The organism is Aeribacillus composti, assembly GCF_007827555.1.
Lineage (GTDB): Bacteria > Bacillota > Bacilli > Bacillales > Aeribacillaceae > Aeribacillus > Aeribacillus composti.
Window position 1 is genome coordinate 1 of record NZ_VISS01000006.1, and the last position, 26,632, is coordinate 26,632.

Here is a 26,632-nt window from a genome sequence, read left to right on the forward strand (position 1 = left end):
TTCCATTGTAAAGGATTTTTTTGTTTTGAAATCAATAAAAAATTGAACATTCTTAGTATTTTGAATCATCAGATTTAATTACTGCAATGCTAGTGTCATTGAATATCTTTCGAATTTGATAAGAAGGGTCATTTTATAACGATGAATGAAAATTTAAGGAAGAAAGGGTGATGATATGAATAATGAATGGTTGATGAAAACTGGAAGCACTCTGAAAGACAGCGGAAAATTAACGCATTCTTCGAAAATAAAAGTGAAACCGTTGACGAAGCAGGCAATTGCCATCCGGCTGACATTGACAGCATTATTCGTTATTACTGTTTATGGCTTTACAATGTTTGATTATGGCGATACAAATTTCATGTCTGGATTAAAAGAAACATTTGCGAATTTTAAAACAATGTTTTTCGAAGCAAGCTTTTCGCGTTTAACTATAACAGAATCAATCTATCAAGTGTTGATAACCTTGGGGCTTGCTTTTTTGACGACAGTGTTCGGAGCTGTTATTGCACTTTTTCTAGGGCTGTTGGCAGCGCAAAATTTATCAAATAAAGTTGTTTCCAATACCATTAAAGCCTTTGTTGCATTTATTCGCGCCGTTCCTACTGTTTTGTGGGTGCTGATTTTTTCCGTCGCTGCTGGTCTAGGAAGTGTTGCAGCTGTTATTGGCATGACGTTTCACTCCATTGGCTATTTGATTAAAGCATATTCTGAATCGTTCGAAGAGTTGGATGAAGGTGTGATCGAAGCATTAAAGGGCTGCGGGGCCAATTGGTGGCAAATTGTGTTTCAGACGGTAATCCCCTCATCAATGACGTATTTAATTTCTTGGACGTTTATGAGATTTGAGATTAACTTTTCCGTTGCTGTTGCGATGGGGGCTGCCGCAGGAGCAGGCGGGATCGGATTTGATTTGTTTATGGCGAGCGGATTTTATTTTGATTTAAGGGAAATCGGAATGATTACTTACTTCATTCTTGTTTTAGCGATCATTTTCGAATTTGTTTCGACAAGAATGAAGGTAAATTTGCGTGAAACTCATTAATTATTTTATAAAAACAGTGAAAGCAGGTGTTGACCGTAATGATTGATTTACATTGTCATTCAAATATATCAGATGGCTCAATGAGTCTATTTGAAGTAATTTCTCTTGCGAAAGAAAAAGGAATCACCCATTTGGCAATTACGGACCATGATACGACAAAAGGATTAAAGGAAGCGAAATATATAGGAGAGCAGCTTGGAGTAACCATTATTCCAGGGATCGAGATTTCGGCTTATGACTATAAAAGACAACGGAGAGCCCATATTTTAGGCTTTTTTGTGGAACCGCATCACGAAGCGATTGAAAACCTGTGCAGCCCGCTGTTAAAGATGAGACACCTGGCATCGTATGAAATGACGAAAAGAATTATGAAAGCAGGTTTTAACATTTCATGGGAAGAAGTAGAACAATTCGCCAAAGACGGCACAGGGGTATACAAACAGCATATTATGCATGCTTTAATAAACAAAGGATACGCTGACAAAATCTATGGCGATCTATATGATAAGCTTTTTTCAAAAGGCGGGGAAGGAAAGCCGCAAGGATTAGCGCACATACCTATACAGTATGTCGATGTGGAAGATGCGATTATTGCCATCCGCGAGGCGGGCGGTCTGCCGGTACTTGCCCATCCAAAACAATTTAACAATTTTGATGCAATCCCCGAGTGGGTTGAGATTGGCTTAGAAGGCGTCGAAGCAGTTCACCCTTTGCATGGACCTAAGGACGAAGAACTTGTCAAATATTATGCGGACCAATTCGAGCTGATCGAAACAGGAGGATCTGATTTTCACGGCTTTTATGGAAATTTTGAACTAGGCAGCAAAGATGCCGGAATGGTTCGATATGAAAAACTTCTCGAACGCTATCAAAAGCTATGTGAAAGCAAGAAAACATTATCGTAAATGTAAGAAGCTCTCAACTTTTATTTTTTTGGAGCCAAGTTAGGAATATAATTCGGGCAAGAAACGCTTCTCTTTTCAATAGTTGTAGTGTGTAAAAAATATGTTCCGTCATTAACAGTGGGAAACAGATGAATATTAAATTGATTCTTTACTTCGGCGATTATTTTAACAACAATTTACAGCCTTTTGTCTTCCGATTATTATCGTTTTGAACGAATAAAGGACTTACATATAAAAAAGTCCTTTATTCAATTTCTTTTCTCCCTTTTCATTTTTCCTGCCAAATTGCAGCGTGCAAGAGATCCCTCAGCAATGAGAACAATAACTGCGGCTTTTTTGACAATTTTTACTCTTTTCCCTATCATTAGGCTTTCGGCTTTTCGGTTTGGAAGATAGAATACAGAAACTGACAACTTATTAAAAATTCCGTTTTGCGCTCATCCTTCAATTATGATTTTCTGTAAGGGCTTCAACAAAATTGCTGGTAAAAGAATCTCATGTTAAAGAAAAGCTCTGTCAATCTATTCCCTCTCATCTTTCAGCACTTGAAGCTACTTCAACGGCAAAAGGCAACCTGCTCAAGTTCACTTTTTGTAACTCTCTCATGTAATCGTCAAATCATCTCTGTAAAATGGACGCTTATTAAAAAAGCGCAAGCATTTCCCTTAAAATAAAATTTATCAGAATATGGAATTTTTTCTATTATTTATGATATATTCAATCTAGATAAAGAATGGGCTCGAAATGGTAAATTAAAAAAATCGAGTGATGGCGAAATAATTTTTGCCATCGCCCTAGATTGTAAACTCAGGAGGCAGTATGTTAAAGTCTAATCTATTTTATTCGAATTTCAAGTTAAATTTTAGACGCTATGTCAATAGATTTCTTTTTTTCTTTCCGTTTGGGGAAAATTTATTGAATCAAAAAATATTACTAGTTTTATTTGTTTTCATTTTTGGAGTATACAATTTTATCCTATATCATTTAGTAGAACTAATCATTCCTTATTTTTCTCAAGCAGCTGTTTTGTTAGTCAATTTGCTAGTATTATGGAATTTAATCAGCAATCTTCGTTCTTCTCATGATATTTTGCAAAGGTTTGTCTATCCGGAAGATTTTCTCTTACTATACTCCGTGAAAACAGATCCAAAAGATATATTATTGGTAAGATTTTTTACGCAAATCATTTTCAAGTCACTGTTTTCGACTCTTTTCTTTTTATATCCAATCCTGTTCTACGTTTTAAATTTTGTAGAAGAATCAATAACTTCTAGGCTATTGTTATTTGTATCTTTTCCATTTTATGTTCTTTTTTTAATTGGGGTCGTCAGTTTTTATTCTTCAGGATTATACATAATATATTCAAAGGTTTTGCATGTTGTTTTTCAGTCAGCTGTGAAGAGTGTACTTTCTTTTGTTTTTGTTATGCTGCTATCATTTCTGTCTACGACTGTATTTGGCTGGTTAGGCTTTAGCTACTTTTATGAGGAAAACTTTATAGAATCAATCGTTCATTCTATTTCTAGATTCAATCTTGATGTGATTTTGACTGGTTATGTGCTGCCTACTAATTGGTTATTTAATACACTAATGGAAGTAGAATACTTTCTCTATTATCAACCGTTGTTGTTAATTATTGGAATCATTCTAATTTATATTTCGTTTCTTATTGTAAATAAATATTTAGACGTAAAAGATATGTCGCAGCTTTCCAATGAAAAAACAAATGTCAAAATAATAAAAAACAGATCTTTTCATAACTTTATTGATAGAAAACTAAAAAAGCTTTTATCAAGGAAAGTTTTGGCGATTATGAAAAAGGATTTCATCGCTTTCACTCGAGCGAACTTTTTAATAAAAAAGAGGTTTTATTTATCTATCTATATGCTGGCTTCCGAAATCGGTTTATTGCTCGGATTAGGAATGATGCAAAATTGGTTTGAATTCCCGGCTTTTTTCGTAATATATCCGATCATCTTTGCAGTTTCATTAAATGTCTCGTTTTTAGGAGACGGATTATTAGGGATTACATCAGCTGATGCTGAAAGGGAGAACTTGTTTTTATATAAAGGGTCAGGCTCTTCTTTGAACCAGTTAATCGTAAGCAAGGCGATTTTACATGTTATTCCTATTTTGATCGTCATGAACGTTTTATTTATATGTGTTGTCTCGTTTTTTCATCTGAAACTAAGTACTGTCATTATGATATTTGTCCTTGTAAATACTACCGCTATTATCATCAGCAGTGCTCAAATTATCGGAACGTTTTTGTATCCACGCCTCGATTGGGAACATATTGAAGATATTGGCTCTTCCGTTAAAGCTTCTGTTTTTGAACACACGATTCTTGGAATTGTTTTAATATTAAATTTAGAAATATATGGGCTGTTGGGGGTTCTTTACTGGAAAAACTACATTAGCAGCATTCTTTTTAATATGTTGGCAATCTTAGGTTCTTCCTTGCTATTCATAAGCTTTTTTATATTCTTTTACTTTTGGATAAAACGAGTCGGTACTTCTCATTGGGAGATGAGCAGATGATTATTAAAAATGTTTCAAAAAGGTATAAGGAGTATGATGTATTAAAATCAATTAATATTACATTAAAAAGAGGAGAAATATATGGATTATTAGGGCCAAACGGTGCTGGGAAGTCCACTTTGCTTAAATGTATAATCGGATTGGTCACTCCAGACTCTGGAAAAATATTTATTGACGGTAAGACAATTGATGATGATCGATCCGAATTTTTACAATATATAGGTTATGTGCCGGACACACCTTTTATTTACAATTATCTTACTCCAAAGGAATATTTAGATTTTATAGCTGATCTGCAGCAAGTACCCGATTCGCAAAAAACTGACCGTATTCAAATGTTGTTAAAAAATTTTTCACTAAAAGATAAGGAAAATGAAATGATTTCAACTCTTTCCTTTGGTATGAAGCATAAGCTGTCTGTTGCCGGTGCTATCATTCATGAACCGGATGTGCTTTTACTAGATGAGCCACTAAGCTCATTTGATCCTCCGACAACAATGTTTATGAAAAAGTTTTTAAGGGAATACGCAGATAGTGGAAAAATTATTTTCATGTCTACTCATTTAGTGCATGTTGCTCAAAATCTATGCGATCGTGTAGGAGTTTTAATCAATGGGGAAATATTAAAGGAATACACGAACATGAAAAACATAATAAATTTCGAAAATATGATTATTAACGATATGGAAGAGATTGGTTAAATGAAAAACGTTCTACTGCGAAATAAACGGGTTTTATCAGTAGCGTTTATAATATACGTGATTGAATTATCATGGGTACTTTTTTTAGCAATATCTTACCTTTAGAAAGACAGGAACCAAATGTTGGGCGTACTATATTTGATTATTTTATACATAACGTACTTGCGGATGTTTTCATAAGCTTTACTATATTTACGTTTGGAATTTTTACTGCTGCTTTATTACTAGTCAATGGTTTTTTAGTTGGTGTATCTATCATGCACAGTCTTCAACATGGGAACGATCTAATTTATATTGTAACAGCGCTAGTTCTACATGGTATATTTGAGATTCCTGCTATGATTATTGCGGGTTCTATTGGGTTTAAACTGATTGATGCAGTCATTGCCAAAATTAGGGGAGAATCAAATTCCGTTTTTTTAAAGGACATCTTTACATTCTTTTTTCTAATGATCATTTTGACATTTATCGCTGCAGTTGTAGAGGCTAAGATCACTCCATATTTAATGGCCCAACTTTCATGAGGAGGTGTAAAGCATATGCTATGGGAAAAACTAAACTTAGAAAAATTACTGAATGATTCGAATAATGGGACAGATGATGAAGAAAATGAAAAAAGCACATGGTTTATACCCGTTTTTTACGTTTCCATATTATTAGCTTTATGTATAGCATTTATTGAGATAAAACTCATTTTAATCACTTTGTTTGCTCCTGCCATTATCGTCATAATGTGGAAGCCGCCGTTTAAAAATAAAAAAAGGCTCTTCCGAATTATATCATTCATATATCTTTTATTTCTAACTATTGTTACGATATGGTGGTTCCAAGGTTGAATTTCTAACGAAAGTTGTAAAGACTGTATCTTTTGACGCTCACGAATTTTCATTTCATCTAATATATTGAAGTCTAATTCGTGTTTTTGATAGAAATATTCATTTTTGACAGATTTCGCCGCAGCCATAATGTAAAAGACAATAAAGGCTGCTCGAAGCACAAACAGGGGCTGTCCAGCAAGTCAAAATCCACTGAAAACGAAACATCATAAGCATTGATATATCAACGTTTCTAAAACATTAAAGGGGCGTCTATAAGCCGGAAAATCGATTTATTAGATACCCCCTTAAAAATTTGTTTCAGTTTGCTGGATAGGCAAAAAGATTGGTCCGGAAAATCTCCGATATTCAATGATTGATATTGATAAATGCAGTACAATAAAGGATTCTTAAAGAAAGCGCTATCGAATATATTTCTAACAAACTCTTAAGCTATGGCTTCCGCCGCTGAAGTGTATGTTAGAAAGAAAATACTTTAGATGATCATCCATCCGCACTTTGTGACATGATACGGAGTAAGCGGGGGAGTCATCTGTATAGTCTCCATTCCCTGGATCAAGTAGTAATCTGACCGAACCGTTTCAGCGTACTATAGACTGCTGACTCGAATTCGAGGAAGCCCAAGTATGAACCCACATCTTGGAACGGAAATATTTGCGTAGCCCAATATCCGCCAATCCCGTTTTTGCGATCAATCCAGTAAAACAGGTTAGCCAATCCCGACCACATCAATTGGCCTGCTGGACGACCTGTAGGGGTAGGTTCATCGTTTACCTGGAATGTATAAGACCACGACTTTTGTACGCCGGGGTAGAACTCGCCGTCATTAGCCAGCGTTGGATCGGACGAAATCCATCCGCCGCTCTTCAATTCCCCAAGTCCGTTTTGAGACATTTGCGCGACTGTTTCTGGTTTGAGTACACCCGCACCGTCATTCAAAATCATTCGGATAAACTTCGTGTATTCGCCAATGCTCGCATACAAACCATGTCCTCCCATATCCATTTCTGGAGATTGCGGGAGAATAAGCTCAGGTTTTGGTGTGAGTTGACCATCCTGACTGCGGCTGTGGATGGTTGCGCGGCGTTCCATCATCGACGGTGATAACGTGAAACCGATGTCGGACATGTCGAGTGGGGCAAAAATACGCTCTGCCATCACTTCGCCCAGTCGTTTACTGGATACGGCTTCAACAACTTTACCAACCCAGTCGATGTTGACGCCATAGTTCCAGCGTTCACCTGGCTCGAATAGAAGCACGCTCTTTACAGAGTCAAATGTACTAGTGAGAATGGAAGGTACTCCCTTTGCTTCACGGTATTTTCGATCTTCATGACTGAAGAACTCGTAGCCGAAGCCGGCAGTGTGAAGCATCAACATGTTGATCGTAACGTCGGTTTTTGCTTCCCTTAGTTTTGGCTGCCCGTCTTTGTCAAACCCTTCGAGAACTGGAATCTCGGCAATCTCAGGTACATACTTCTTGACCGGATCGTCGAGACTGACTTTTCCTTCCTCGACCAATTTCATCAATGCCGTACCGGTGATGGCCTTCGTGGTCGAAAAAAGAGCGAACACTGTATCGGTGGTCATCGGTGTTTTCTTTCCGAGATCGCGTACACCGGCTGCACCCTCATAGATGTTTCCGTCCCGGTCAGTTACCATTGCAACTACACCAGGGGCTCCTCCAGCCCTGCCTACAGCGGTATCCAACACCTTGTCAAGAGTTTCCTTGAGAGCGTCCTTTACTGCTTGTCTTGTCATATCTTTACCCCCTTTAAGCGCTTACAATTTTAATTATTTAAATAATTTTCTGTATTTTCAAAACAAACTATATCACGCTCAAACAGAGCCTGTCAAATTTTATTGTGTTGAGCGCTTTTTCATTGTCTTTTTTGAAGCTGTATCAGCAGTGAATTCAGCATTGAAGGCTAAGTTCAAGTAATACAACCGAAGAGGCAGAGAATTTTTAGATTCCACTGTCGGCAAGGATTTTCGCATTGAACGAAATGTCCTTTAGCGTCCTCAAAAGGGGGCATATAAAATATTTTGCGATTATTTCCGGGATCAATCTCATTTGGAAAAACAAACTGAATTTTTTCATCTGTGTGGGAAACTGCTAGTAAACTCGGAAAATATCACGTCCGCAATGATTTTTATAATATGACAACACATGTGATATCTAAACAAAAAAGAGTGTATTTAGCAAAGAATATGAATAAATCGTAAAAAATTTACAAACAATTTACATTCTAAGTTGGGAATGATGCATAATTGCGATTTGAAGCCGCTTTTTCATTTCTTATTTTTATTTTTTCATTTACAGAATGTTTACAAAAGTTCAAACCGCCTTTAAGTGTTCCTTAACAAATCTTTTCTAAACTTAAGATAGATGAAAAGGAAGTGGACATACATATTCCAATTGCTTGTCAGAATCAATTGTTGATTCAGGAGGAAGTGATTTTCATGGACTTAACTCACGAAATCTTTCTCTAATCGGCAATGTAAAAATGAATCTCTCCATTTCATTAAAAAATAAGAAAGGAGGAAATCAGTTCGATGAATATACGCTTTGCTTCTACACTTGCATGGGCATTTCCGGTTGAGGAAGTGATTAGGCTGGCAAAAGAGTTAAAATTTGTCGGTGTTGAGGTTTGGGCAGAGCATGTGTGGAAATATGAAAGCATGCCTAAACGAATCCGGCAGGTCAAAGAAGAAACAAACATGCAACTGACGATGCACGCAGCAAGCTGGGATTTAAACTTAAGCTCTCTAAATAATGGCATTCGCAAGCAGTCCGTTCATGAAATTATTCGATCTATTGAGCTGGCTTCACAAATTGGGGCTGATAATATTACATTTCATCCAGGAAAGCTGACTCTTGCGGATTCAGACGTTTCTATCCATGAAGAGCTTTTGTTCGAATCAATGGAAGAACTTGATCGAAAAGCTAGACAAGAAGGACTCACGTTATCGTTAGAAATGATGGAATGGAAGGCGAAAGAGTTTATTATTAAACCAGCCGCCGTAAAAAAAGTGATTGTACCTTTTTTCCCGCAAATTCAAACGACATTTGATGTCGCCCACATTCCATTACACGCAGACATTTTTTCTATCTGGAATGAAATGCCGGAGGTAAACAAAATTCATATTAGTGATGCAACAAAAGAAATTCTTCATTTACCGTTAGGTGACGGTGATATCGGAGAAGAAATATTAAACAAATTTTTAACTATCGAGAATATTCCAGTAATTATTGAAGGGTTTGATGCTTCAAAAGATTTGATGGTGTTAAAGAAAAATGTACTGTATATAAAACGGAACGGAAATCGATTGAAGGAGGTCGTCCGTTGAGAATTTTAGTTACAAACGATGACGGAATTTTTGCGCCAGGAGTCGAAGCACTTGTAGAAGTTCTTCAGCATTTTGGTGAAGTTTATGTCGTTTGTCCTGACCAAGAACGAAGCGCAGTCGGCCATTCCATTACTCTCAGAACACCATTAAAAGTGAAACCTGTGGAAATATTCTCTGGAACGAAAGGGGCATGGGCCGTAAACGGTACTCCGGCCGATTGCGTCAAACTTGGGATGGAAGTACTGTTAAAGACTCCGCCTGATATTTTGTTTTCAGGTATTAATCTTGGTCCGAATTTAGGAAGGGATTTATATTACTCTGGTACATTGGCAGGTGCGGTTGAGGCTTCTCTTTACAACGTTCCAGCCGTATCAGTATCGTTGAACGAATTTGATGAAGCGAAGGTAAATTATTTAAAAACAAAACAGCTTTTGTATAAAGCGGTTGAAATTATTTTACAAAACCGAATTCCTAAAGGAGTTTTCTTAAACATTAATTTACCGAATATTCCGATTTATCTTTGTAAAGGTGTTGAGGTAGTTCCTTTAGATTTGACAGTTTCCCGTTATCGATACGTAGGGCTAAACGATCCGCACGGTCAAGTATATTTTTGGTTAAAGGATGAATTAAACCAATTAGTAAACCTTAACGAAAACAGTGATTATTTAAAGCTAAAGGAAGGTTATATCACCGTTTCACCTGTGGAGTTTCCCGTTCATCACAAACGGAAAATGGAACAGATTGAACGCTGGTTTCGAAAATGCTCTTTAAATTTCTTAAAAGAGGGTAAGGAGGAACATTCCAATGCGTAAATGGTTGTCCGCTTTCACTATATTCACATTACTTTTTGTATTAGCTGCCTGTGGCAGCAGCAATAATGCCTCATCAAGCCATGATGTAGAAACGCAGTCAGAACAAAAGAAGGAAGTCTCAGGGGAACTTAATTTCTATACTTCACAGCCTGATGAAGATGCTCAAAGATTAGTGACAGCTTTTAATGAAAAATATCCTGATGTAAAAGTCAATACTTTCCGGTCAGGAACGGAAGAAGTGATTGCAAAATTACAAGCTGAAAAAGAAGCTGGAAACATTCAAGCAGATGTTTTGCTTGTTGCAGACGCTGTAACGTTTGAAAGTTTAAAAAATGACGATCTTTTACTTTCTTACAAATCAAAAGAAGCAGAACAAATTCCGGGTCAGTTTATTGACAGCGACGACATGTACACAGGCACAAAAGTGATGGCAACTGTTCTTGCAGTGAACACAAATAGTGTGCAAAACATACCTGATAGCTGGAATGTATTGACGGAAAGCGACGCAAAAGGAAAAGCAATTATGCCAAGCCCGTTTTATTCAGGAGCAGCTGCATACAATCTTGGAGTGTTTACAAGACAAAACGATTTAGGATGGGATTTCTTCAAGCGTTTAAAAGAAAACGGAATGGCTGTTACGAAAGGGAATGGCGGTGTGTTAAAATCGGTTGCTTCAGGGGAAAAGCCATACGGAATCGTTGTTGATTATCTCGCTGCGCGCGCCAAAAAAGAAGGTTCCCCTGTAGAATTCATCTATCCGAAAGAAGGCGTTCCTGTCATTACTGAACCGATCGGTATTATGAAGGATACAAAAAATGAAGAAGCAGCTAAAGCTTTCGTAGATTTCGTTTTATCAGAAGAAGGACAAAAATTAGCAGCTGAACTTGGATATACACCGATTCGCCAAGACGTTAATGCTCCAGAGGGATTAAAAACGATTGATGAGTTGAACGTACTGAATGCAGACATATCTGAGCTTTATCAATCTCGTGAAGAAGATAAAGCAAAATTTGGTGAAATATTTGGTCAACAATAATTAAAGGAGAGAGGACGATGTTTCCTGGTAAAGAGCAAACAAAAGGGATGACGAGGAGCATGTCCTCGTTTTCTCGTTTCTTCCCATTGAAAAACTTGTGGATGGGTTTCGGGTTTTTACTGATTATTTTATTTTTTATAGTTCCCGTTTTTCGCCTTATCTTATTAAGTTTAACAGAAGAGGGTGCCGTCTCACTTTCGAATTACTCAGAAGTGCTGAAAGAAGAACAAACATGGATCACTGTGAAAAATACGCTTTATATCGTCATCGGTTCTACTTTGGTTTCACTTATTTTAGGGATTGCGATGGCATGGGTTATCGCCTATTTAAACATTAGCGGGAAAAAATGGATGCAGCTGTTTATCTTTCTTCCGTTTATTATTCCTTCATACATTACAACACTTGCATGGGTTCAGTTTTTTAGCGGCAATGGACCAATTGCAGCTGTTCTTCATATGCTTCCAGGAGATTGGAAGCTGCCAAACTTGTATAGCATAGGTGGAATCATTTTTATTTTAGGTTTGTCTCATTATCCGCTTGTATATTTACTAACGGTGGAAGTGTTTAGAAAAATTCCTCTGGAGCTTGAGCAAGCGGCACAAACATGCGGTGCTAAAAGAGGAACTATTATTCGTAAGGTCATCCTTCCGCTAGCATTGCCCGGGATTTGCAGCGGCGGAATGCTCGCTTTTTTATCAAATCTTGATAACTTTGGGATCCCTGCTTTTTTAGGTATCCCGGCAAACATTCGTGTGCTAAGTACGTATATTTACGAAGAAGTCGTCGGATTTGGACCGGCTGCCTTTGCAAGAGCGGCCGTTCTATCGATTTTGTTGGGAGCAATTGCTTTAATCGGACTGTCTATTCAATGGCTTCTTTTAAGGCGAAGCCGTGTAATTGAAACGGTCAAACGGGATAAAGAACCTCGCATTCATTTATCGTTGACGTGGAAGCGTTTGATCGAAATAGCCGTTTGGGCACTTTTGTTGTTCACGAGTTTCGTTCCGTTCGTTTCAATGGGTACGACATCATTAATAAAAGCTTACGGGCTCCCTTTTCAATTAGAAAATTTATCACTGGAAAACTATCGATACATTCTATTCTCTGATCCAAAAACAATGTCAGCGATCAGCAACAGCATGAAGCTTGCGATCTTAACGACAATTGTCTCATTGATTGTCGGAACGGCCATTGCGTATCTTCGCTATAAATCACCAAATAGATGGACAAAGTTAGTGGAGCTGTTTGTAACGATACCTTACGCACTGCCGGGGACTGTCTTTGCTCTCAGTATGATCTTTTCATGGATGCAGCCGTTGCCAGGATGGAACCCGGGTATCTACGGCTCCATTTGGATTTTAATTATTGCCTACATTACAAGATTTATCATTTTACAGGTTAGGGGAAGCTACACGGCGCTGACACAGGTAGAGCCTTCCATTGAAGAAGCTGCTCGTACGTCAGGGGCTAAACCTTTGGTCAAATGGCGGCGAATTCTCATGCCGCTTCTTTTGCCGGGTATCATTGGCGGAGCCTTGTTGGTCTTTTTAACCTCTTTGACCGAACTGACGGTTTCCAGCCTTCTATGGTCTACAGGAGCCGAAACGGTGGGAGTTGTTATTTTTAACTACGAACAGGCTGGATATACCACTTATTCCACAGCATTTTCAAGTTTAATTGTTTTAGGAATTTTGTTCGGCAGTTTTTTGTTTATCAGCCTTGAAAAAGTTTGGAGACGAAAGGTGTTGAAACAAAATGATTCGGCTTGATGGGATTTCAAAAGCATATGGGGATGTCACAGCTTTGCATTCCATTGATTTAACAATCAAGGATGGAGAATTTATCGCCATTTTGGGACCTTCTGGTTGTGGAAAGACTACATTATTAAAATTACTGGCCGGTTTTATGAAACCGACAAGCGGAACCATTACGATAAATGATACTGTTGTTGCTTCAGCGGAAGCCGTCCTCCCGCCGGAAAAAAGGAACATAGGGATGGTTTTTCAATCGTTTGCCTTATGGCCGCATATGACAGTATATGAGCATGTTCAATTTCCTTTAATGCATCATTCGTTTGCTCCAAAGGCTGATAAGGAGCAGCGGGAGGAGAGAGTGAAAAATGTTTTACGAATGGTTGGGTTAGAGTCGCTAGCCCAACGATATCCTCATGAACTTTCCGGTGGACAAAAACAGCGGGTGTCTTTAGCACGTGCAATTGCGCCAGAACCAGGTCTTTTATTAATGGATGAGCCTCTCAGTGCTTTAGATGCTGAACTTCGAATGGAAATGAGAAAGGAGATTCAACACATTCATCGTCACACAAATGCTTCCATTGTATATGTTACCCATGATCAAAGCGAAGCATTTGCGATGGCAGATCGAATTGTCGTAATGAATCATGGGAAAATTGAACAAATTGACCGGCCGGAAATGATTTTTACAAGGCCGGAGACAGAATTTGTTGCAACTTTTGTAGGTAAATGCAATTTAATTCAAGGTAAATGGGAGGAAGGAATGTTTATTCCGAAGCCATTTCCTAATGAAAAATGGCCGGATATAGGAGTATCTATTAATTTGAAAAAAAAGGGTCTATATCCTGTCCGTCCGGATCAATGGGCGCTGTCTAAAGCAAAAGAAGGTTCTTCGCATGGGGTGGTAAAATTTGTTCAATATCAAGGAAAAGAAATGTATTACATCGTACAAGTAGGTGAAGAAGAATGGACGGTACATGAATTGATTCAACATACTTCTCGCTTTCAAGTTGGAGATCCGGTCAATCTCGTTCTTCAAAATACTGTAATAAAAAAAGAAGCAGTTCTTGTATAACATAAATGATTCAAAGGTTCTGTGTAAACTTGATTGTATTGATGGAGATTGAGTTTGGTCTAATCTGCTTGAAAGTACCCTCTCAAATGAGATGGGTGCTTTTTTGTCATTTTTATAGATTTAAAATTTTATATATTTAGAATAGATCATAAAAATGGAATAGGATGGAAGACATGAAGTCAAAAAAAGTAGTAGTGTTATCGTTGTGCGGTTTATTTCTGCTTGTCAGTCTATTTTTAAACAGTGAAGAAAATGTCAGGCAAAAAGATCAAGAGTCAACTAATGAAGCTAGTAATGGGAAGAGTAATGAAGCGAATCTTTCTTCAACGAATACAGGACAACAAAATGAAGAAACAGCTGAAAACAATGAAGATGAATTATCTCTCTTTATTTCTCGTTATCATGATGTATTTAACCAACTAACGAATCGTGTTCAGTATCAAAATATCGATTGAGAAAAATTTCAGGAGCTAGGAAATGATTTGATCGGAGAAATAAATAACATCTTATCCAAAGATGTTTCTTCAGAATATGAAATCTCTAGAAAAAGGAAGAATATCTCTTAAATTGTGGAAAATTTGTTTTTGTATAAGTTGTTAAGACGAAATTTGAATGAATTTACTTTAGAGTCTGTCTATTAAAGAATCGGCTCTACTTTTGTCTTAATAAAGTTATATAGAGGCATTTTTTGATCTATAATGCAAAGACATATAATAAATAAAAAAGATTTTTGTCCTTCATTATTTCCTATCAGATATAATGCTGCCTCGTAAGCGGAATGATACCCTTCCATGACTACAAAATCATCTGCGATAGTAATAAGATCCCTAACAAGCCAAGCAGGATAGAAGTTCATACTTGCCTGATCTGTTGGGTTAGAGTGTTGTAAAAAATTTAAAAACTTGAGTGAAAGTTTTGTGAATAAAATTTACAAAGATGTATTGATAGTGGTCTGAATATATCTTAAACTTAGATGGTAATAAAAAGTATTTTAGTAAGTAATTTACTGTTAATAGCTAAAAGAAATAAAACAAGCTGTCTTTTCTTTTAGTGCTTTAGCAGTCGGCAATTTAACGTTTGCACTGTGCTCACTCTCTTCAGCGTTTCCAGCTGCAGATCGTGAAAGTGTAGCGGCGGTTGTCTTAAATGTTGTTGAAGCTGGCGGAGCTATTACTGCACTCGTTTCTATTCCAACAGCAGTTGGTTCAGACGGACGTTCATTGAGCGCTGCAGCAGGTTAAGAAGCAATTCGTTAATATCTAAAGAAGGAAATCAAGAAAAGTGATTATCGGCTTGAAAGTCAAACTATTTTTCGATGAAGAATTTTCATACTTTGAAATACAGGTGAGAGAATGTTAATAAAGCTATTATCACTTATGCTATCGGTTAGAATGCAGCAGCAATATTCTGCTGTCATCGAATTCATTATTAAAAAAGCGCCCTTTTTAAGAAAACTTAGTTCAAAACAGTATATGATGTTTTCTTTTATTCTTGATATTTTGCTTGCCTTCGTCATCGTATCCGTTTTGTACAAATGGCTATACTCCCAGCAATATCGCCAGCAATGGGAGAGTGGTTTCATTGTCTTTTTTCTTCTTTATTCAATTTTTAAGGGAGCCGGAGCTTATCGAAGAACTCATATTCCACCGTTTATGGATCTTATTCAGGCTGCTCCAGTCTCGTTCAAATCAATACATATCACATTTATTGCTTTAGAGCTGGTATGGAGCATTTTTACAAATTCCAGCCTATTTTTTGTTTATATTTTATTTCAATCACGAATTGCGGAATCATTAGATGCTTTATTCTGGATGAAGCAGTTGAATATTTTGCTGCTGGGCGCTCTGTTGTTTATGACGAGCAATAAACTTGCAGGTGCCTATATTCATAACATTGTAGTAAAAAAAATAGGGTGGGTCCGTTTTGTATTTTTCGCCGCTGTCTCAACTGCTTTTTTTATGCTGGGGCGCGTTCTTGTGTCAGGTCTTCTAGTCCCTATTTTCAAAACATTTAAGGATAATTTTCCATCCTTTTTGGCTGCAGCTGAAGATGCAGCTTGGGTCAATCTATCTCAGCAGCTGATCAATCTATATGGGAATAAAATAAACTCCTTTCAAAAGAGTTTATTTTCAGACGGCTCTTTATATTTGCAGATTGAACATTTTATTGGGACTCCATGGATGTTAGGGCCTCTGATTTTCCTTCTAGTTGGCGTACTTTCCTTGCCTGTTAAAATGATTCCAACTGAAGATCATGGAGAGATTAAGAGATTTCGTGACTTTTTTCACTTCTATCTACAGCTGCTGCATTGGGTACGTTCTATTTTTTTGCCGAAGAATGCACTGATTTATAAAGATCTACAAATCATACGTGAAAAAAGATGGCTGCTCTCAAAAGAATTTTTTAATTATATGCTCTTATCTTACGAAGCATTTTTTTATATAGGTTTCTTTACTGCATGTATGTCAGCGACAGGGAACACGGCTCTCCAAATACAGCTATTATTTACATTGAACTTGATGGTTTTGGCTAACCAAGCAATGGAAATGAGAATGTTGACTCCTTCTTTCTTTTCTTTTAGCACCGAAAAAAGAAACATATGGATGTATCAACTATCATTTTTTTCGTTAACTGAATTCTTTTGGGCAAAATTGAAATTGTTTTATTGCCTATATTTAATTCCATCTTTCTTTTTGACGATAGGGAATATAATGATTCTTACGTATTTCCAAATAGCTGATCTCAGGATGATCATTCCTTTTATTGGAATAACTATCTCTTTTTTCATTTTTCCATTTATTCAATTATACTTGTTTCCATTTATCACCAAGTTCCATTTTATTCATGAATACGAGATTGGAACAACTGAAGAAGAGGAAAGCATAGTAAATAACGGCCAAGCTTTTATGAGGAACTTTCTCGTCATGCCTTTTATTTATTACTTGCTCGCATCACTATTTATTGGTGTATTGAGGGAAGCGGCAGGTGCTGTCAACTACATATCTGTTCTATATTTTATGATAGTTTCAGCCATTTGCCTAATTGTTTGTAAGAACACAATGAAGAAAGGAATTGACCATGTTGAAAAAGTTAAAATCCTTTCTATTACTGAATAAGTGATTGCCTCGCTGGGACTGATTTATTTCTTGTTTTTGAACTCGCTGCCATATACTCGCAATGAGCGCATTCCAAATTTACAACTAGGAAACAATTTTTCTTTCGCAGTTATTTTTATGTTAGAGAGCTATCAATGTTTGGAATTGGTTCGTTGACTTGATGGAAGATGACCGCAGTCACTTTGTTTTACAACAATTCTCATAGGGAAATCACGACTTATATGACCGCTGTCATGTAGGACTTACCTTTTTCTCACACAGTGCTTGAAAATACCGGAACTATTAATTTTTTCAATCATAAGTACTTATCTCTTTATCTTGATATTTCTGCTTTATTACGGAATAGTTTCTTACGCTAAAAGGAAGCAGAATAGGGACTGTGGCGTATTGTCTCGCTTTATTGGATTATAAACTGTTTGTTGATTATTGGAGGATTTCTAATGGTTAAGCTTCAAGTTTCACAACTGGCTTTTCAGTATGAACAAACTGCAGAAAAAGGAGTATTGCTGGAAAATGTTTCTTTTCAATTACATGCAGGAGACCGAGCATGTATCATCGGAAAAAATGGCAGCGGCAAATCAACTTTGCTAAGGCTAATAGCGGGATTAATCCAACCGGATTCAGGCAACATTTTATTTAATGAACAGTATAAGCCTGGAACAGATCGTTTTAAAGAAGCAATGGCCTATATTCCTGATAAACCACTTGTTTATGATGCATTAACTGGATTTGAAAATAAGGAGCTTATTCTTTCACTTTGGAGGATCAAAAAAGAAAAAAGAGCTGCATATGAAGAAAGATTCCAAGAGCTTTGTGAACAGTTTGATCTGACACATGCTTTGCAAAAGCCGGTCAAACATTACTCTCTAGGCATGAAATATAAACTATTCCTTATTAGTATGTTAGCAAGATCACCTGAGTTGATTATTTTGGATGAACCTTTTACTTCATTAGACGAGGCCTCACAAAAGCAGTCGATCATGATGCTGAAAGAAGCGTTCAAGGAACAATGCATTTTATTTACAAGTCACCAGCGATATATTTATGCCGAATTAGGCAGCCGATTTTTTCTGCTTGAAAACAGACAGCTAAAGGAGATGAACCTCATATGAAAACTTATTCTCACATTATGATCGCAATCAGTTTAGTCATGATTTTGGCAGTATTTGTGCTGAAAATAACAGCATTGCTTGTCGGAAAAATTCTTCTAGCCGTTGCTGCTGCTTTTTTGGTCTCCTCACTGATTCGTTTAATAAGTCTCAAAAAATAAAACCTGCCGACAGACAGCATTTCGGAAATTCGTACAGAAACAGGTGAAGTTTTTTGAAGGCACTGTGGATTGCCTCCCGGATTCAACAGTGAAATCTTACAGAACTAAAGCAGATGGCAGAATCGAGGAAAAGAAATTGTTCGTTAAATAATCAAACAGAGGGGAAGACAGAAAAACATTTTTGTTTTAAAATATTAAAACCAAGTATATAATGAAGAAAAGATGTTAAAGGGGCGTGAATACATGAAAAAAATCGTTGCCCTGACAATTTTTATTTTTATAAGTATTACCTGTTTATACATTTCTAGTGATCGTTCCAGTCAAACTATAAATGCTGTACACGAAATTAGCACCACCGATCATTTGGCAGAAAATTTTGCTCCGATTGATGGACCAGATATAGGAAAAGACTCTTGGGTTGATATTGCCAGTTACATTTTTATAGCGTTAAGCACCACTTATTTCTGCTATTGCTTTGTGCAATCTGTCAAAAGACGGTTTTTGCTGAATCCCGTCTTTTACGAATCGAATTATGTGGTCTCGCCTGCTTGAATGAATCATAAACAAATCATTCAAAGGAGGATGAGTACCATGATTTGGTTACGTATGTTATTGACAGCATTTTTTTCAATTACAGCTCTCTCTTTATTGTCTTATCAAGGATTTGAAATTTTCAACGCGTTTACTGACTTTTTTAGAAAAAATTAATGGATTGAAGAGGGTTAAAAAGAACTCTCCTTTCCTATCAGCTTGCGGAGAAAGAAGTATTTTTTCTCTGCAAGCTTTTTTATTGTTGAAAATAGTCCACTTTACACATAGATAAGTCGTCGTTCTTTCATTTGCCGCAACGTGGCCGATCTGAAAAAAATCAAGTAATGGGTAAATTTAAAACATATTAAGAGAGCTGTGCAAAAGAATCCGGCCAGCTTGTCCTCTGAATGAGAGAGGCAAGCTGGCCTCATTTTTTTAAATCGCTATGGATGAAATGGCACACTGAAAATTTTTGTCGCAGGGATTTAACGGCTTTTTTTGAAATATTCCAGAGTTTTCAATCAAAATTTTTTGAAGCGGTCCTGTGAAACAGCGCTCCCTTTTTCCAATACTCATAAAAAGTTGATCGATTAGTTAAAAATACACCAAATAAAATCAAGAAGGCGCCGATCAGCGTAATGGGTTTCATGATTTCATTTAATATTATGTAGCCGGCGATTAGCGCGACAAGAGGCGAAATGTAAAGCCAAGTTGACGGAAAAACCGGATTTGTTTTTGAAACAAGCCAATAATACAGCCCGTGGCCGACGATGGAGCCGATGATGATTAAATAGAGCAGTGATAACACCGTTTCATAGCTTGCCAGCAGCAGCCATTTGCCTTGTTCGCCCGTTAAAAAGGATACAGCCAATAAGAAAATGCCGCCGTAAAACATTTGTACGGCATTTGAAAGAAACGGCGAGATATCCGGATGTTTGCTTGTAAACATTTTTGCCCGAACTGTCCCAAGTCCATAAAACCACTCGCTTAATATAATCATAAAGCAAGCCAAAACCCACATGCCGGAGACAGGCAAAGAGAATCCCGGTGAAGAGATCAAAAAGACGCCTATTAAAGCAGCTGCCATCCCTGCTAATTGTTCTTTTTTGATCGGTTGTTTATTCTCTCTTGCCTGATGGAGCAGCACCATCATCGGGCCTGTTGCAGATAATACAGCAGCTAGTCCGGACGGGATGAATTGCTCAGCCCAATATAATGAAGCAAAAGTGATAAAAGTTAAGCAAAAACCGTTAAACACGAGCGAAGAGGAAAATAAAACGGTTTTCAATCGATAGTTCCGCATTTTAAAGACGGCCATCATAATCACCCCAGCTGCCAAAAATCGCATTCCCGCTGAAAAAAACGGCGGTGCCCCTGCTTCAATTCCGATTTTGATAGCTAAAAAAGTTGTTCCAAAAATTAAGCATATAAAACAGTAATTCAAAATAACCACGACGAATAACTCCTTTTTGTTAAGTTTTTTGATATTATAACGACAACGGTATATAACAGTACAATGCACTGTATAACAGTTATGCGCTTTTATCTTTTGTCTTTTATGTAATGGGAGGGGAGACAATGCAATTATCGATTAATAAAAAATTAGGCACCCCATATTATGAACAAATCAGCAGGCAAATCGAAGAACGGATTCAATCGGGCATGCTTCTTCACGGTGAAAGGCTTCCTTCTTTAAGATCGTTAGCAAATGAACTTAATGTAAGCTTTCTGACGGTGCAAAAAGCCTACAAACTGCTGGAATTGAAAGGATATATACAGATTCAGCAAGGTAAAGGTGTTTTTGTTGCAGCGGGAAAGAAAAAATCATATGAAAAGCACTCTGAATCTTTCGGCTGGCAGCATCAGATGAAGATGAATGGAACAAGATCACAATATCTCGCCTATCGTGAAAAAGAGATTTATGACTTTTCCCAAGCAGTCGTTTATCCAAGGCTGCTTCCATCTCACTTCCTTGTTCAAGAAATGAAAAAAATATTGGAGCAGCATCCCCTTGTGTTGTCGACATATGGTCCTATTGAAGGAGATGAAGAATTAAGGTATGAAATTGCCAATTACTTATTTAACTTCCATCACTTATCTGTTAAACACGACAAAATGATCATTACAAGCGGTGCACAGCAAGGAATTGACTTAGTGGCGCAAACTTTGTTAAGTCCAGGGGATGTTGTGATGGTTGAAAGCCCTTGTTATGGTGCGGCCATTGATGTGTTTGTCAATAAAGGATTTCAAGTCGTATCGATTGGAGTAGATGAAGAGGGACTGAAAGTAGATGAATTGGAGGATAAATTGCAGGTGCATCAACCAAAACTATTATATGTAAACCCAACCTTTCAAAATCCTACTGGAACATGCATGCCGGAAAAGAGCCGCAAGCAATTGGTAGAACTAGCAGAAATGTACCATTTTTTAATTTTAGAAGACGATTCATTCAGCGAAGTTTCATTTGACAATATTACGGTGCCAAAGCCAATAAAATTCTTTGATAAAAACGGTCATGTCATTTACCTTAAAGGATTTAGCAAAACAACTGCGCCAGGCATTCGCATTGCGGCTGTCATTGTGGATGGGGTTTTATTCGACTGGCTGTACGGCACGAAAGCAACGATGGATATCGGAAGCCCGCTCTTACCGCAAAAAGCGCTGCTTCCCATTTTGCGAACGGAGCGGATGAAAAATCATATGGAAAAACTAAAAATTGCGCTTGAATTAAGAAGAAATACGGTTCTTGACGCATTCAAAAATTTAGAGGAAGTAATGATTTATAAACCAAAAGGCGGATTGAATGCCTGGATTAAACTTCCATCCGTGATTCAGCCAATAAAATTGCAAGAAGCAGCTCGGAAAAATAAGATTTCTTATTTGCCCGGAAGCGCCTGTTTTCTTCATGAACCGAAACAACATTATATTCGCATCAGCTATTCTTATTTGAGCGAGCATGATTTGCAAGTCGGTATCGAAAAGCTGGTGGACATTTTGCAAAATATGATGGCAAATTATAAAAAAGAGATGTGACACATTTGACGCATTTGAGCTGCCGTTCATGTAATGCTGCTCGCTCGTTTCTTTTTTAAGAGAGCAGCGCAAGCAAGAGCGGCACTGTAGCAATGCTGGCCAGCGTCGTGGTTAATGTGCTGAATGAAACTAAATCTGGTTCTGTTTGAAATTGAACAGCAAACATTGTCGTGTTGGCTGCAGTAGGCATAGATGCAAGAATGATTAAAATTTTTGCAAGCAAGTCTTCAAGCGGAAGACAAAGAATAATACCAATTGAAATAATAGGCGATATGATCATGCGAATGATAAAGATGGAAGCGACGTCGCCAGCTTTTACACTTTTTAGCTGGATGTTGGCGAGCTGCATTCCGAGAATGACCATAATGGTCGGAATCGTTGCATCGGCAATCAAACCGACAGGCTGCATGATGAAATCAGGCACCGGAACATGCAGGATTTGAAGCAAAATGCCGGCAGCTGAACCGTATAAAACGGGCATTTTCACTATTTTCATAAGGGCGCTTTTTATGCTGCTGTCTTCTTTGCTGCCAATGGCAGCGTAGTAAAGACCGATCGTATTCATTAAAAAGGACTGGATAACCATCATGATGACTGCATAATCAAAAGCAGTTTGTCCAAAAACAAACAATATAATTGGGGCCCCATAGTTGCCGCTATTCATGAAAACAGCTGATAACATCATGGCAGACTCTATCGATTGTGGCAATTTTTTTAATTTACTTACAATTTTCACGATAACCATTAATATGAAACATAAAAGCAAGCAAAATATAAGAATATAAAAATAATCAAGTGTAATTTTGTTTGTATAAAATGTCCGGAAGACAAGAAACGGATACATTAAGTATGTCGTCATGACCGAAATAGATTTAATGTCAAAGCCAATTGTTTTTTGCCCTACATATCCGACTGCAAAAATGATAAAAGCCGGCAATACAATCAGAACAAATTCCATAACCTTTTCACCACTCTGCGTAAAATGAACAAACAATAGAGCATTGAGCAGATGCCCAATGCTTTATCACGTAAAGTTAAAGCTGAAATATGAAAGCACGCCAATTCTTTTTTAGATAGTTGCAAAGTTCAAATCGGCTGCCACCTTGCCTGTTCCGTCCATATTCTTCTTACACAAAAGGATAAAATACCATTCTTCCAAAAATACCCAAAAAAATTTGAAAGCCCAATTGTTGAGACCACTGTATTAAATTGGTATAAGCAACATCTATTTCAAATAATAAAGCAAAAGCCCAGTTATTAGCAACAAATTTAATAAATTTAAAGATTCACAGAAGAAATCCGAATAAAATGTAAAAGTTATATTGTTAAGGAAAATGAGAAAACAACTTTATTTTTTTAACGGAACTTTATCATACTCTTATTATTTTATGTCCTTGAAAAGTGGATGGGGAAAATTTCTAGAACAAACTGCATGATATTTTCCATCTCTAAGAATTTTGTCTTATCACCATATTCTATTTGATCCTGCACAATTTGACGTACTCATCTCTCCTAATGGTTGGTTGCCTGAACTAAGCAAGAAATTTAATAATAGTAACTTCATTTAGAATTTATAGAAAATAATAAAAATTATATTGACATAAAAAAAGGTCTTTTTTATTATTAAAATTGAAACAACGTTCCAAATTTGATTTGTGAGCGGTATCATAGGAGGAGAAACATTCATGGTCAATCCTAAGCCCTCAGATAGACAGATCAATTCAACAGTTATAAAAGCACTCACTGTTCTTGAGAAGGTTGCTTTTGCAAATGGCGGTATTTCATTAGCTGATTTAGTGAAAGAGTTGGATATGCCGAAAACTACCATTTATCGGCTGATCGAAACGTTAAAGCATTGTGATTATATTCATTTAGATGCAAATACTGAAAGATACTATGTTGGCTGGAAAACGGTACAAATCGGTGTTTCGGGATTGAATAATATTGAAGTTGTCGATATCGCTGCCCCCTATTTGACAAAATTGGCGGAGAAAACGGGAGAAACTGCATTTTTGGCTGGCTACTACAACGGAGAAATTGTTTATCTTTACAAAAAAGAGGGGACGCAGTCCATTCGAACGACAGCTCAGCTAGGGATGAGAAGACCTGTTCATTGCACAGCGGTCGGAAAAGCGATTCTTTCCACTTTCACATGGGAGGAAGTCGAAAAAATTTTAGAGGAAAAAGGGATGAAAAAATATACAGAGAACACCATTACAGATGCTCATAAACTTCGGAAAGAATTACTTGAGATTAAAAGAAACGGTTATGCGATTGACAGGGAAGAAATTGAAATAGGATTAACTTGCTATGCCGTACCTATCTTTAATTTTACTGGAAATATGGCTGGCTCAATCGGATTAGGCGGTCCAACTACGAGAATGAGAGAAAATCAAAATGATTTTACATCGCAATTAAAAGAAGCAGCATTTCAAGTTTCCAGAATGCTAGGATACGTTCCGAAAATAGGGGGAGAGACAGTTGAACGATAACAAAAGTATTGTAGACCAAATTTTGGAGAATGGAAATAAAATGAATAAAGCGGCGATAGCGACAGTCGTTCGTGTAAAAGGATCGGCCTATAAACGAGAAGGGGCCAAAATGCTAATTGATGAAAGCGGTAACACAACCGGCTTAATTTCTGGCGGCTGCCTTGAACCCGATGTTGCCGAAGCTGCTAAGCAGGTTATAGAGAATGGAAAACCTGTGCTAAGGCGTTATGATATGGATGAAGATCTCGTCTGGGGGCTGGGGCTAGGATGTCCTGGTACTGTTGATATCTATATTGAAAAAATCAATTTTGATGAATTAACATTAGATCGCTCGATTGAAGATTTTTCAAAGAATCCATTGACAGCTTGGCTTTCTTGTGTAAAAGAAGAAAAAATGGGTGTTTTAGCAACCACTTTAGACTTACCCCGTTCACATTCCGGACAGAAGCAAATTTTTGTTTCTGAAAACTATCAAACGGTAGGTAAGCTGGACAATAATGAATTACATCAATTCGTCTGTGATTTTTCGAAAAATCTATTACAAAGTACAAATCCAAAATCGGAAACAAAAACATTCACCTTATCAAACGGAGAAAAAGTCGATGTATTTTTTGATGTAAATATTCCTCCGATTGAATTAATCATTTTTGGTGCGGGTCATGATGCCATTCCTTTAGCAGAGTTTAGTGTTAGATTAGGATTTAATACAACCATAGTCGATCCAAGATCAGCCTATCTAACAGAAGCTCGATTTCCAGGTGCGAAAAGAATTTTAGCAGATGCAAGCTCAATTCCCGAAAAGGTAAAAGTCAGTTCCAAATCGTATGTGGTCATTATGAACCATCATTTGGAACGAGATATAAATGTTCTGAAACATATACTTCATACGGATGCAAGGTATATTGGGATTTTAGGTCCGCGTTCTAGATGCCAAAAAATATTTAAAGCTCTTCAAATAGACGACATTGACCAATATGATCACATATTTAATCCTGTTGGATTAGATATTGGTTCGGAGTCTCCTCAGGAAATAGCGTTAAGTATTCTTGCTGAGATCATTGCTTTTCGAAACAAGCGTGCGGGCGGATTTTTGCGTAAGAAAAAAGACCGTCAGTTAGTATCATGAGCAGCTCATGATCATTTTAATATTCCTAATATTCCCAATATTCAAAATAGTTATCCCTCTTTAAGGAGGTGATTACAAGGATTACAAGGACAAATGATCCTAATCAAAAAATAATTAAGAAACCCGTGGTGCTAGTTGAACTTTAACGCTCAACTAGCCTAAGAATCACGAGTGAATAAGCGAGTAAAATGCCATCCAAAGCTGATTCAAATCCAGAAACAGAGTTGACTCGAATCTCTGTGATCCGGTACTGATCAATAAGAACTGAAAACACGGTTTCAATGACTTTGCGCTTTCGTTTCATCCACCGTTTCCATGCTTTCGATTGGTGGATCTTCTGGTTTTTCCGAACGGGCGTCCAAAAAGCGATCTTGTATTCATCATACAGCTTCTTTTGCAAGTCTTGGCTCACATATCCTTTATCACCAAGTGCGTACGGATGAGGAAGTTGGGTCATCACGGTTTCTGCAGCTGTCCGGTCGTGGCAGGATGCTTCGGTGACGACATATCCCATCGGAAGCGCTTGGTCGGTGATCTGAAGATGAAGCTTCAACTCATAGTAAGCCATCTTTTTGGATGCACAATACCCAATATCGGCGATTCCTTGAAACCGTTTGACACGATACATTCGTGCGTGGTGGCAGAGTTCAATGGGTAAGCTGTCCACTACTGCATAAGCGTAATGTTGTCCGCGTTTGGCTAGTTGATATCGGATCCATTTGACGGCAAAGCCAAGATTTCAACAACGACGGTTATATCGAGAGCGTTCAGGAAATAAATCTTTCGAAAATAAGTTTCCGATCACCAATCGGTGCCAAGCTCGTTCGGAAGTAAAGTCAAACAGCTTTCCCAAAATGTGAATCGCAATGATCTCGTCATCTTCTTGTTTTACCAAATGACGGTTGCGGCGTTGAAGATGCACAGTTGAGCGGAGACAAAAAAGAAAATGGCGGCATATTGCTTTTGACTGTAGTAAAATGAAAGTGCTCTTGCACGAGAACTTCTCCTATT

At 37.4% G+C, this 26,632-nt stretch carries 22 protein-coding genes and 1 pseudogene; 19 read left to right on the plus strand and 4 right to left on the minus strand.

Translation table 11 applies throughout. The features are described from left to right. Positions 1 to 193: 193 nt before the first annotated feature. From FB379_RS04530 to FB379_RS04555, 6 genes are all read left to right on the plus strand, one after another. The gene (locus FB379_RS04530; RefSeq protein ID WP_144597269.1) at positions 194 to 1,045 is read left to right on the plus strand and encodes a PhnE/PtxC family ABC transporter permease; all 852 of its coding nucleotides are present in this window, start codon (positions 194 to 196) and stop codon (positions 1,043 to 1,045) included. A 38-nt stretch (positions 1,046 to 1,083) separates the two neighbouring features. Further along, a complete protein-coding gene (locus FB379_RS04535; RefSeq protein WP_144597141.1) occupies positions 1,084 to 1,950 on the plus strand; it encodes a PHP domain-containing protein in 867 nt (288 codons plus the stop codon). Positions 1,951 to 2,865: 915 nt separating this feature from the next. Further along, on the plus strand, positions 2,866 to 4,491 hold the full coding sequence (locus tag FB379_RS04540; protein WP_144597143.1) for a hypothetical protein: 1,626 nt from the start codon (positions 2,866 to 2,868) through the stop codon (positions 4,489 to 4,491). Then, entirely contained in the window at positions 4,488 to 5,192 is a 705-nt protein-coding gene (locus tag FB379_RS04545; RefSeq protein WP_094245049.1) for an ABC transporter ATP-binding protein, read from the plus strand. The genes FB379_RS04540 and FB379_RS04545 overlap by 4 nt, the downstream gene beginning before the upstream one ends. Before the next feature lie 71 nt (positions 5,193 to 5,263). Then, positions 5,264 to 5,716: a stage II sporulation protein M gene (locus FB379_RS04550; RefSeq protein ID WP_144597145.1), complete on the plus strand. Its 453-nt coding sequence runs from the start codon at positions 5,264 to 5,266 to the stop codon at positions 5,714 to 5,716. A gap of 15 nt (positions 5,717 to 5,731) precedes the next feature. Continuing rightward, positions 5,732 to 6,028, plus strand: coding sequence for a hypothetical protein (locus FB379_RS04555; RefSeq protein WP_144597147.1), 297 nt, complete (start codon positions 5,732 to 5,734; stop codon positions 6,026 to 6,028). 555 nt (positions 6,029 to 6,583) lie between these two features. Here the strand turns inward: FB379_RS04555 and FB379_RS04560 are convergent. After that, positions 6,584 to 7,789, minus strand: a complete 1,206-nt coding sequence (locus FB379_RS04560; RefSeq protein WP_144597149.1) for a serine hydrolase domain-containing protein — start codon at positions 7,787 to 7,789, stop codon at positions 6,584 to 6,586. A 795-nt stretch (positions 7,790 to 8,584) separates the two neighbouring features. On the opposite strand from FB379_RS04560, the gene FB379_RS04565 reads away from it, so the two are divergent. From FB379_RS04565 to FB379_RS04610, 10 genes are all read left to right on the plus strand, one after another. Next, positions 8,585 to 9,379 carry a sugar phosphate isomerase/epimerase family protein gene (locus tag FB379_RS04565; protein ID WP_066248178.1) on the plus strand — a complete coding sequence of 265 codons (795 nt, stop codon included), beginning with the start codon at positions 8,585 to 8,587 and terminating at the stop codon, positions 9,377 to 9,379. Beyond that, positions 9,376 to 10,191: a 5'/3'-nucleotidase SurE gene (surE, locus tag FB379_RS04570; RefSeq protein ID WP_066248180.1), complete on the plus strand. Its 816-nt coding sequence runs from the start codon at positions 9,376 to 9,378 to the stop codon at positions 10,189 to 10,191. Before FB379_RS04565 ends, surE begins: the two co-directional genes overlap by 4 nt. Further along, a complete protein-coding gene (locus FB379_RS04575) occupies positions 10,184 to 11,227 on the plus strand; it encodes an ABC transporter substrate-binding protein (RefSeq protein WP_144597151.1) in 1,044 nt (347 codons plus the stop codon). The genes surE and FB379_RS04575 overlap by 8 nt, the downstream gene beginning before the upstream one ends. 17 nt (positions 11,228 to 11,244) lie before the next feature. Beyond that, complete coding sequence (locus FB379_RS04580; protein ID WP_144597153.1) at positions 11,245 to 12,996, plus strand: ABC transporter permease; 1,752 nt, start codon at positions 11,245 to 11,247, stop codon at positions 12,994 to 12,996. Further along, complete coding sequence (locus FB379_RS04585; protein WP_144597155.1) at positions 12,983 to 14,053, plus strand: ABC transporter ATP-binding protein; 1,071 nt, start codon at positions 12,983 to 12,985, stop codon at positions 14,051 to 14,053. The genes FB379_RS04580 and FB379_RS04585 overlap by 14 nt, the downstream gene beginning before the upstream one ends. A 173-nt stretch (positions 14,054 to 14,226) precedes the next feature. Further along, the gene (locus tag FB379_RS04590) at positions 14,227 to 14,508 is read left to right on the plus strand and encodes a hypothetical protein (RefSeq protein ID WP_144597158.1); all 282 of its coding nucleotides are present in this window, start codon (positions 14,227 to 14,229) and stop codon (positions 14,506 to 14,508) included. A gap of 897 nt (positions 14,509 to 15,405) precedes the next feature. Continuing rightward, positions 15,406 to 17,169, plus strand: coding sequence for a hypothetical protein (locus FB379_RS04600; RefSeq protein WP_144597160.1), 1,764 nt, complete (start codon positions 15,406 to 15,408; stop codon positions 17,167 to 17,169). 440 nt (positions 17,170 to 17,609) lie between these two features. Continuing rightward, positions 17,610 to 18,281 carry an ABC transporter ATP-binding protein gene (locus FB379_RS04605; RefSeq protein WP_130158420.1) on the plus strand — a complete coding sequence of 224 codons (672 nt, stop codon included), beginning with the start codon at positions 17,610 to 17,612 and terminating at the stop codon, positions 18,279 to 18,281. Further along, positions 18,278 to 18,439: a hypothetical protein gene (locus FB379_RS18555; RefSeq protein ID WP_165381964.1), complete on the plus strand. Its 162-nt coding sequence runs from the start codon at positions 18,278 to 18,280 to the stop codon at positions 18,437 to 18,439. The genes FB379_RS04605 and FB379_RS18555 overlap by 4 nt, the downstream gene beginning before the upstream one ends. 243 nt (positions 18,440 to 18,682) lie before the next feature. Beyond that, entirely contained in the window at positions 18,683 to 18,991 is a 309-nt protein-coding gene (locus tag FB379_RS04610; RefSeq protein ID WP_144597162.1) for a hypothetical protein, read from the plus strand. Positions 18,992 to 19,487: 496 nt separating this feature from the next. On the opposite strand, the gene FB379_RS04615 is transcribed toward FB379_RS04610, so the two are convergent. Next, the gene (locus FB379_RS04615; protein WP_144597164.1) at positions 19,488 to 20,423 is read right to left on the minus strand and encodes a DMT family transporter; all 936 of its coding nucleotides are present in this window, start codon (positions 20,421 to 20,423) and stop codon (positions 19,488 to 19,490) included. Positions 20,424 to 20,548: 125 nt separating this feature from the next. Here FB379_RS04615 and pdxR point away from each other — a divergent pair, with 125 nt between their 5' ends. Continuing rightward, positions 20,549 to 22,003, plus strand: coding sequence for a MocR-like pyridoxine biosynthesis transcription factor PdxR (pdxR, locus tag FB379_RS04620; protein ID WP_144597166.1), 1,455 nt, complete (start codon positions 20,549 to 20,551; stop codon positions 22,001 to 22,003). A 55-nt stretch (positions 22,004 to 22,058) separates the two neighbouring features. On the opposite strand, the gene FB379_RS04625 is transcribed toward pdxR, so the two are convergent. Further along, positions 22,059 to 22,961, minus strand: a complete 903-nt coding sequence (locus FB379_RS04625) for an AEC family transporter (RefSeq protein ID WP_063387889.1) — start codon at positions 22,959 to 22,961, stop codon at positions 22,059 to 22,061. 727 nt (positions 22,962 to 23,688) lie between these two features. Between FB379_RS04625 and FB379_RS04630 the strand changes: the two genes are divergently transcribed. Beyond that, on the plus strand, positions 23,689 to 24,495 hold the full coding sequence (locus FB379_RS04630; RefSeq protein WP_063386360.1) for an IclR family transcriptional regulator: 807 nt from the start codon (positions 23,689 to 23,691) through the stop codon (positions 24,493 to 24,495). Between the two features lie 40 nt (positions 24,496 to 24,535). Further along, complete coding sequence (locus tag FB379_RS04635) at positions 24,536 to 25,621, plus strand: XdhC family protein (protein WP_242009290.1); 1,086 nt, start codon at positions 24,536 to 24,538, stop codon at positions 25,619 to 25,621. Positions 25,622 to 25,763: 142 nt separating this feature from the next. On the opposite strand, the pseudogene FB379_RS04640 reads toward FB379_RS04635, so the two are convergent. Further along, positions 25,764 to 26,616: pseudogene (locus FB379_RS04640) on the minus strand (IS982 family transposase). Between the last annotated feature and the right edge of the window lie 16 nt (positions 26,617 to 26,632).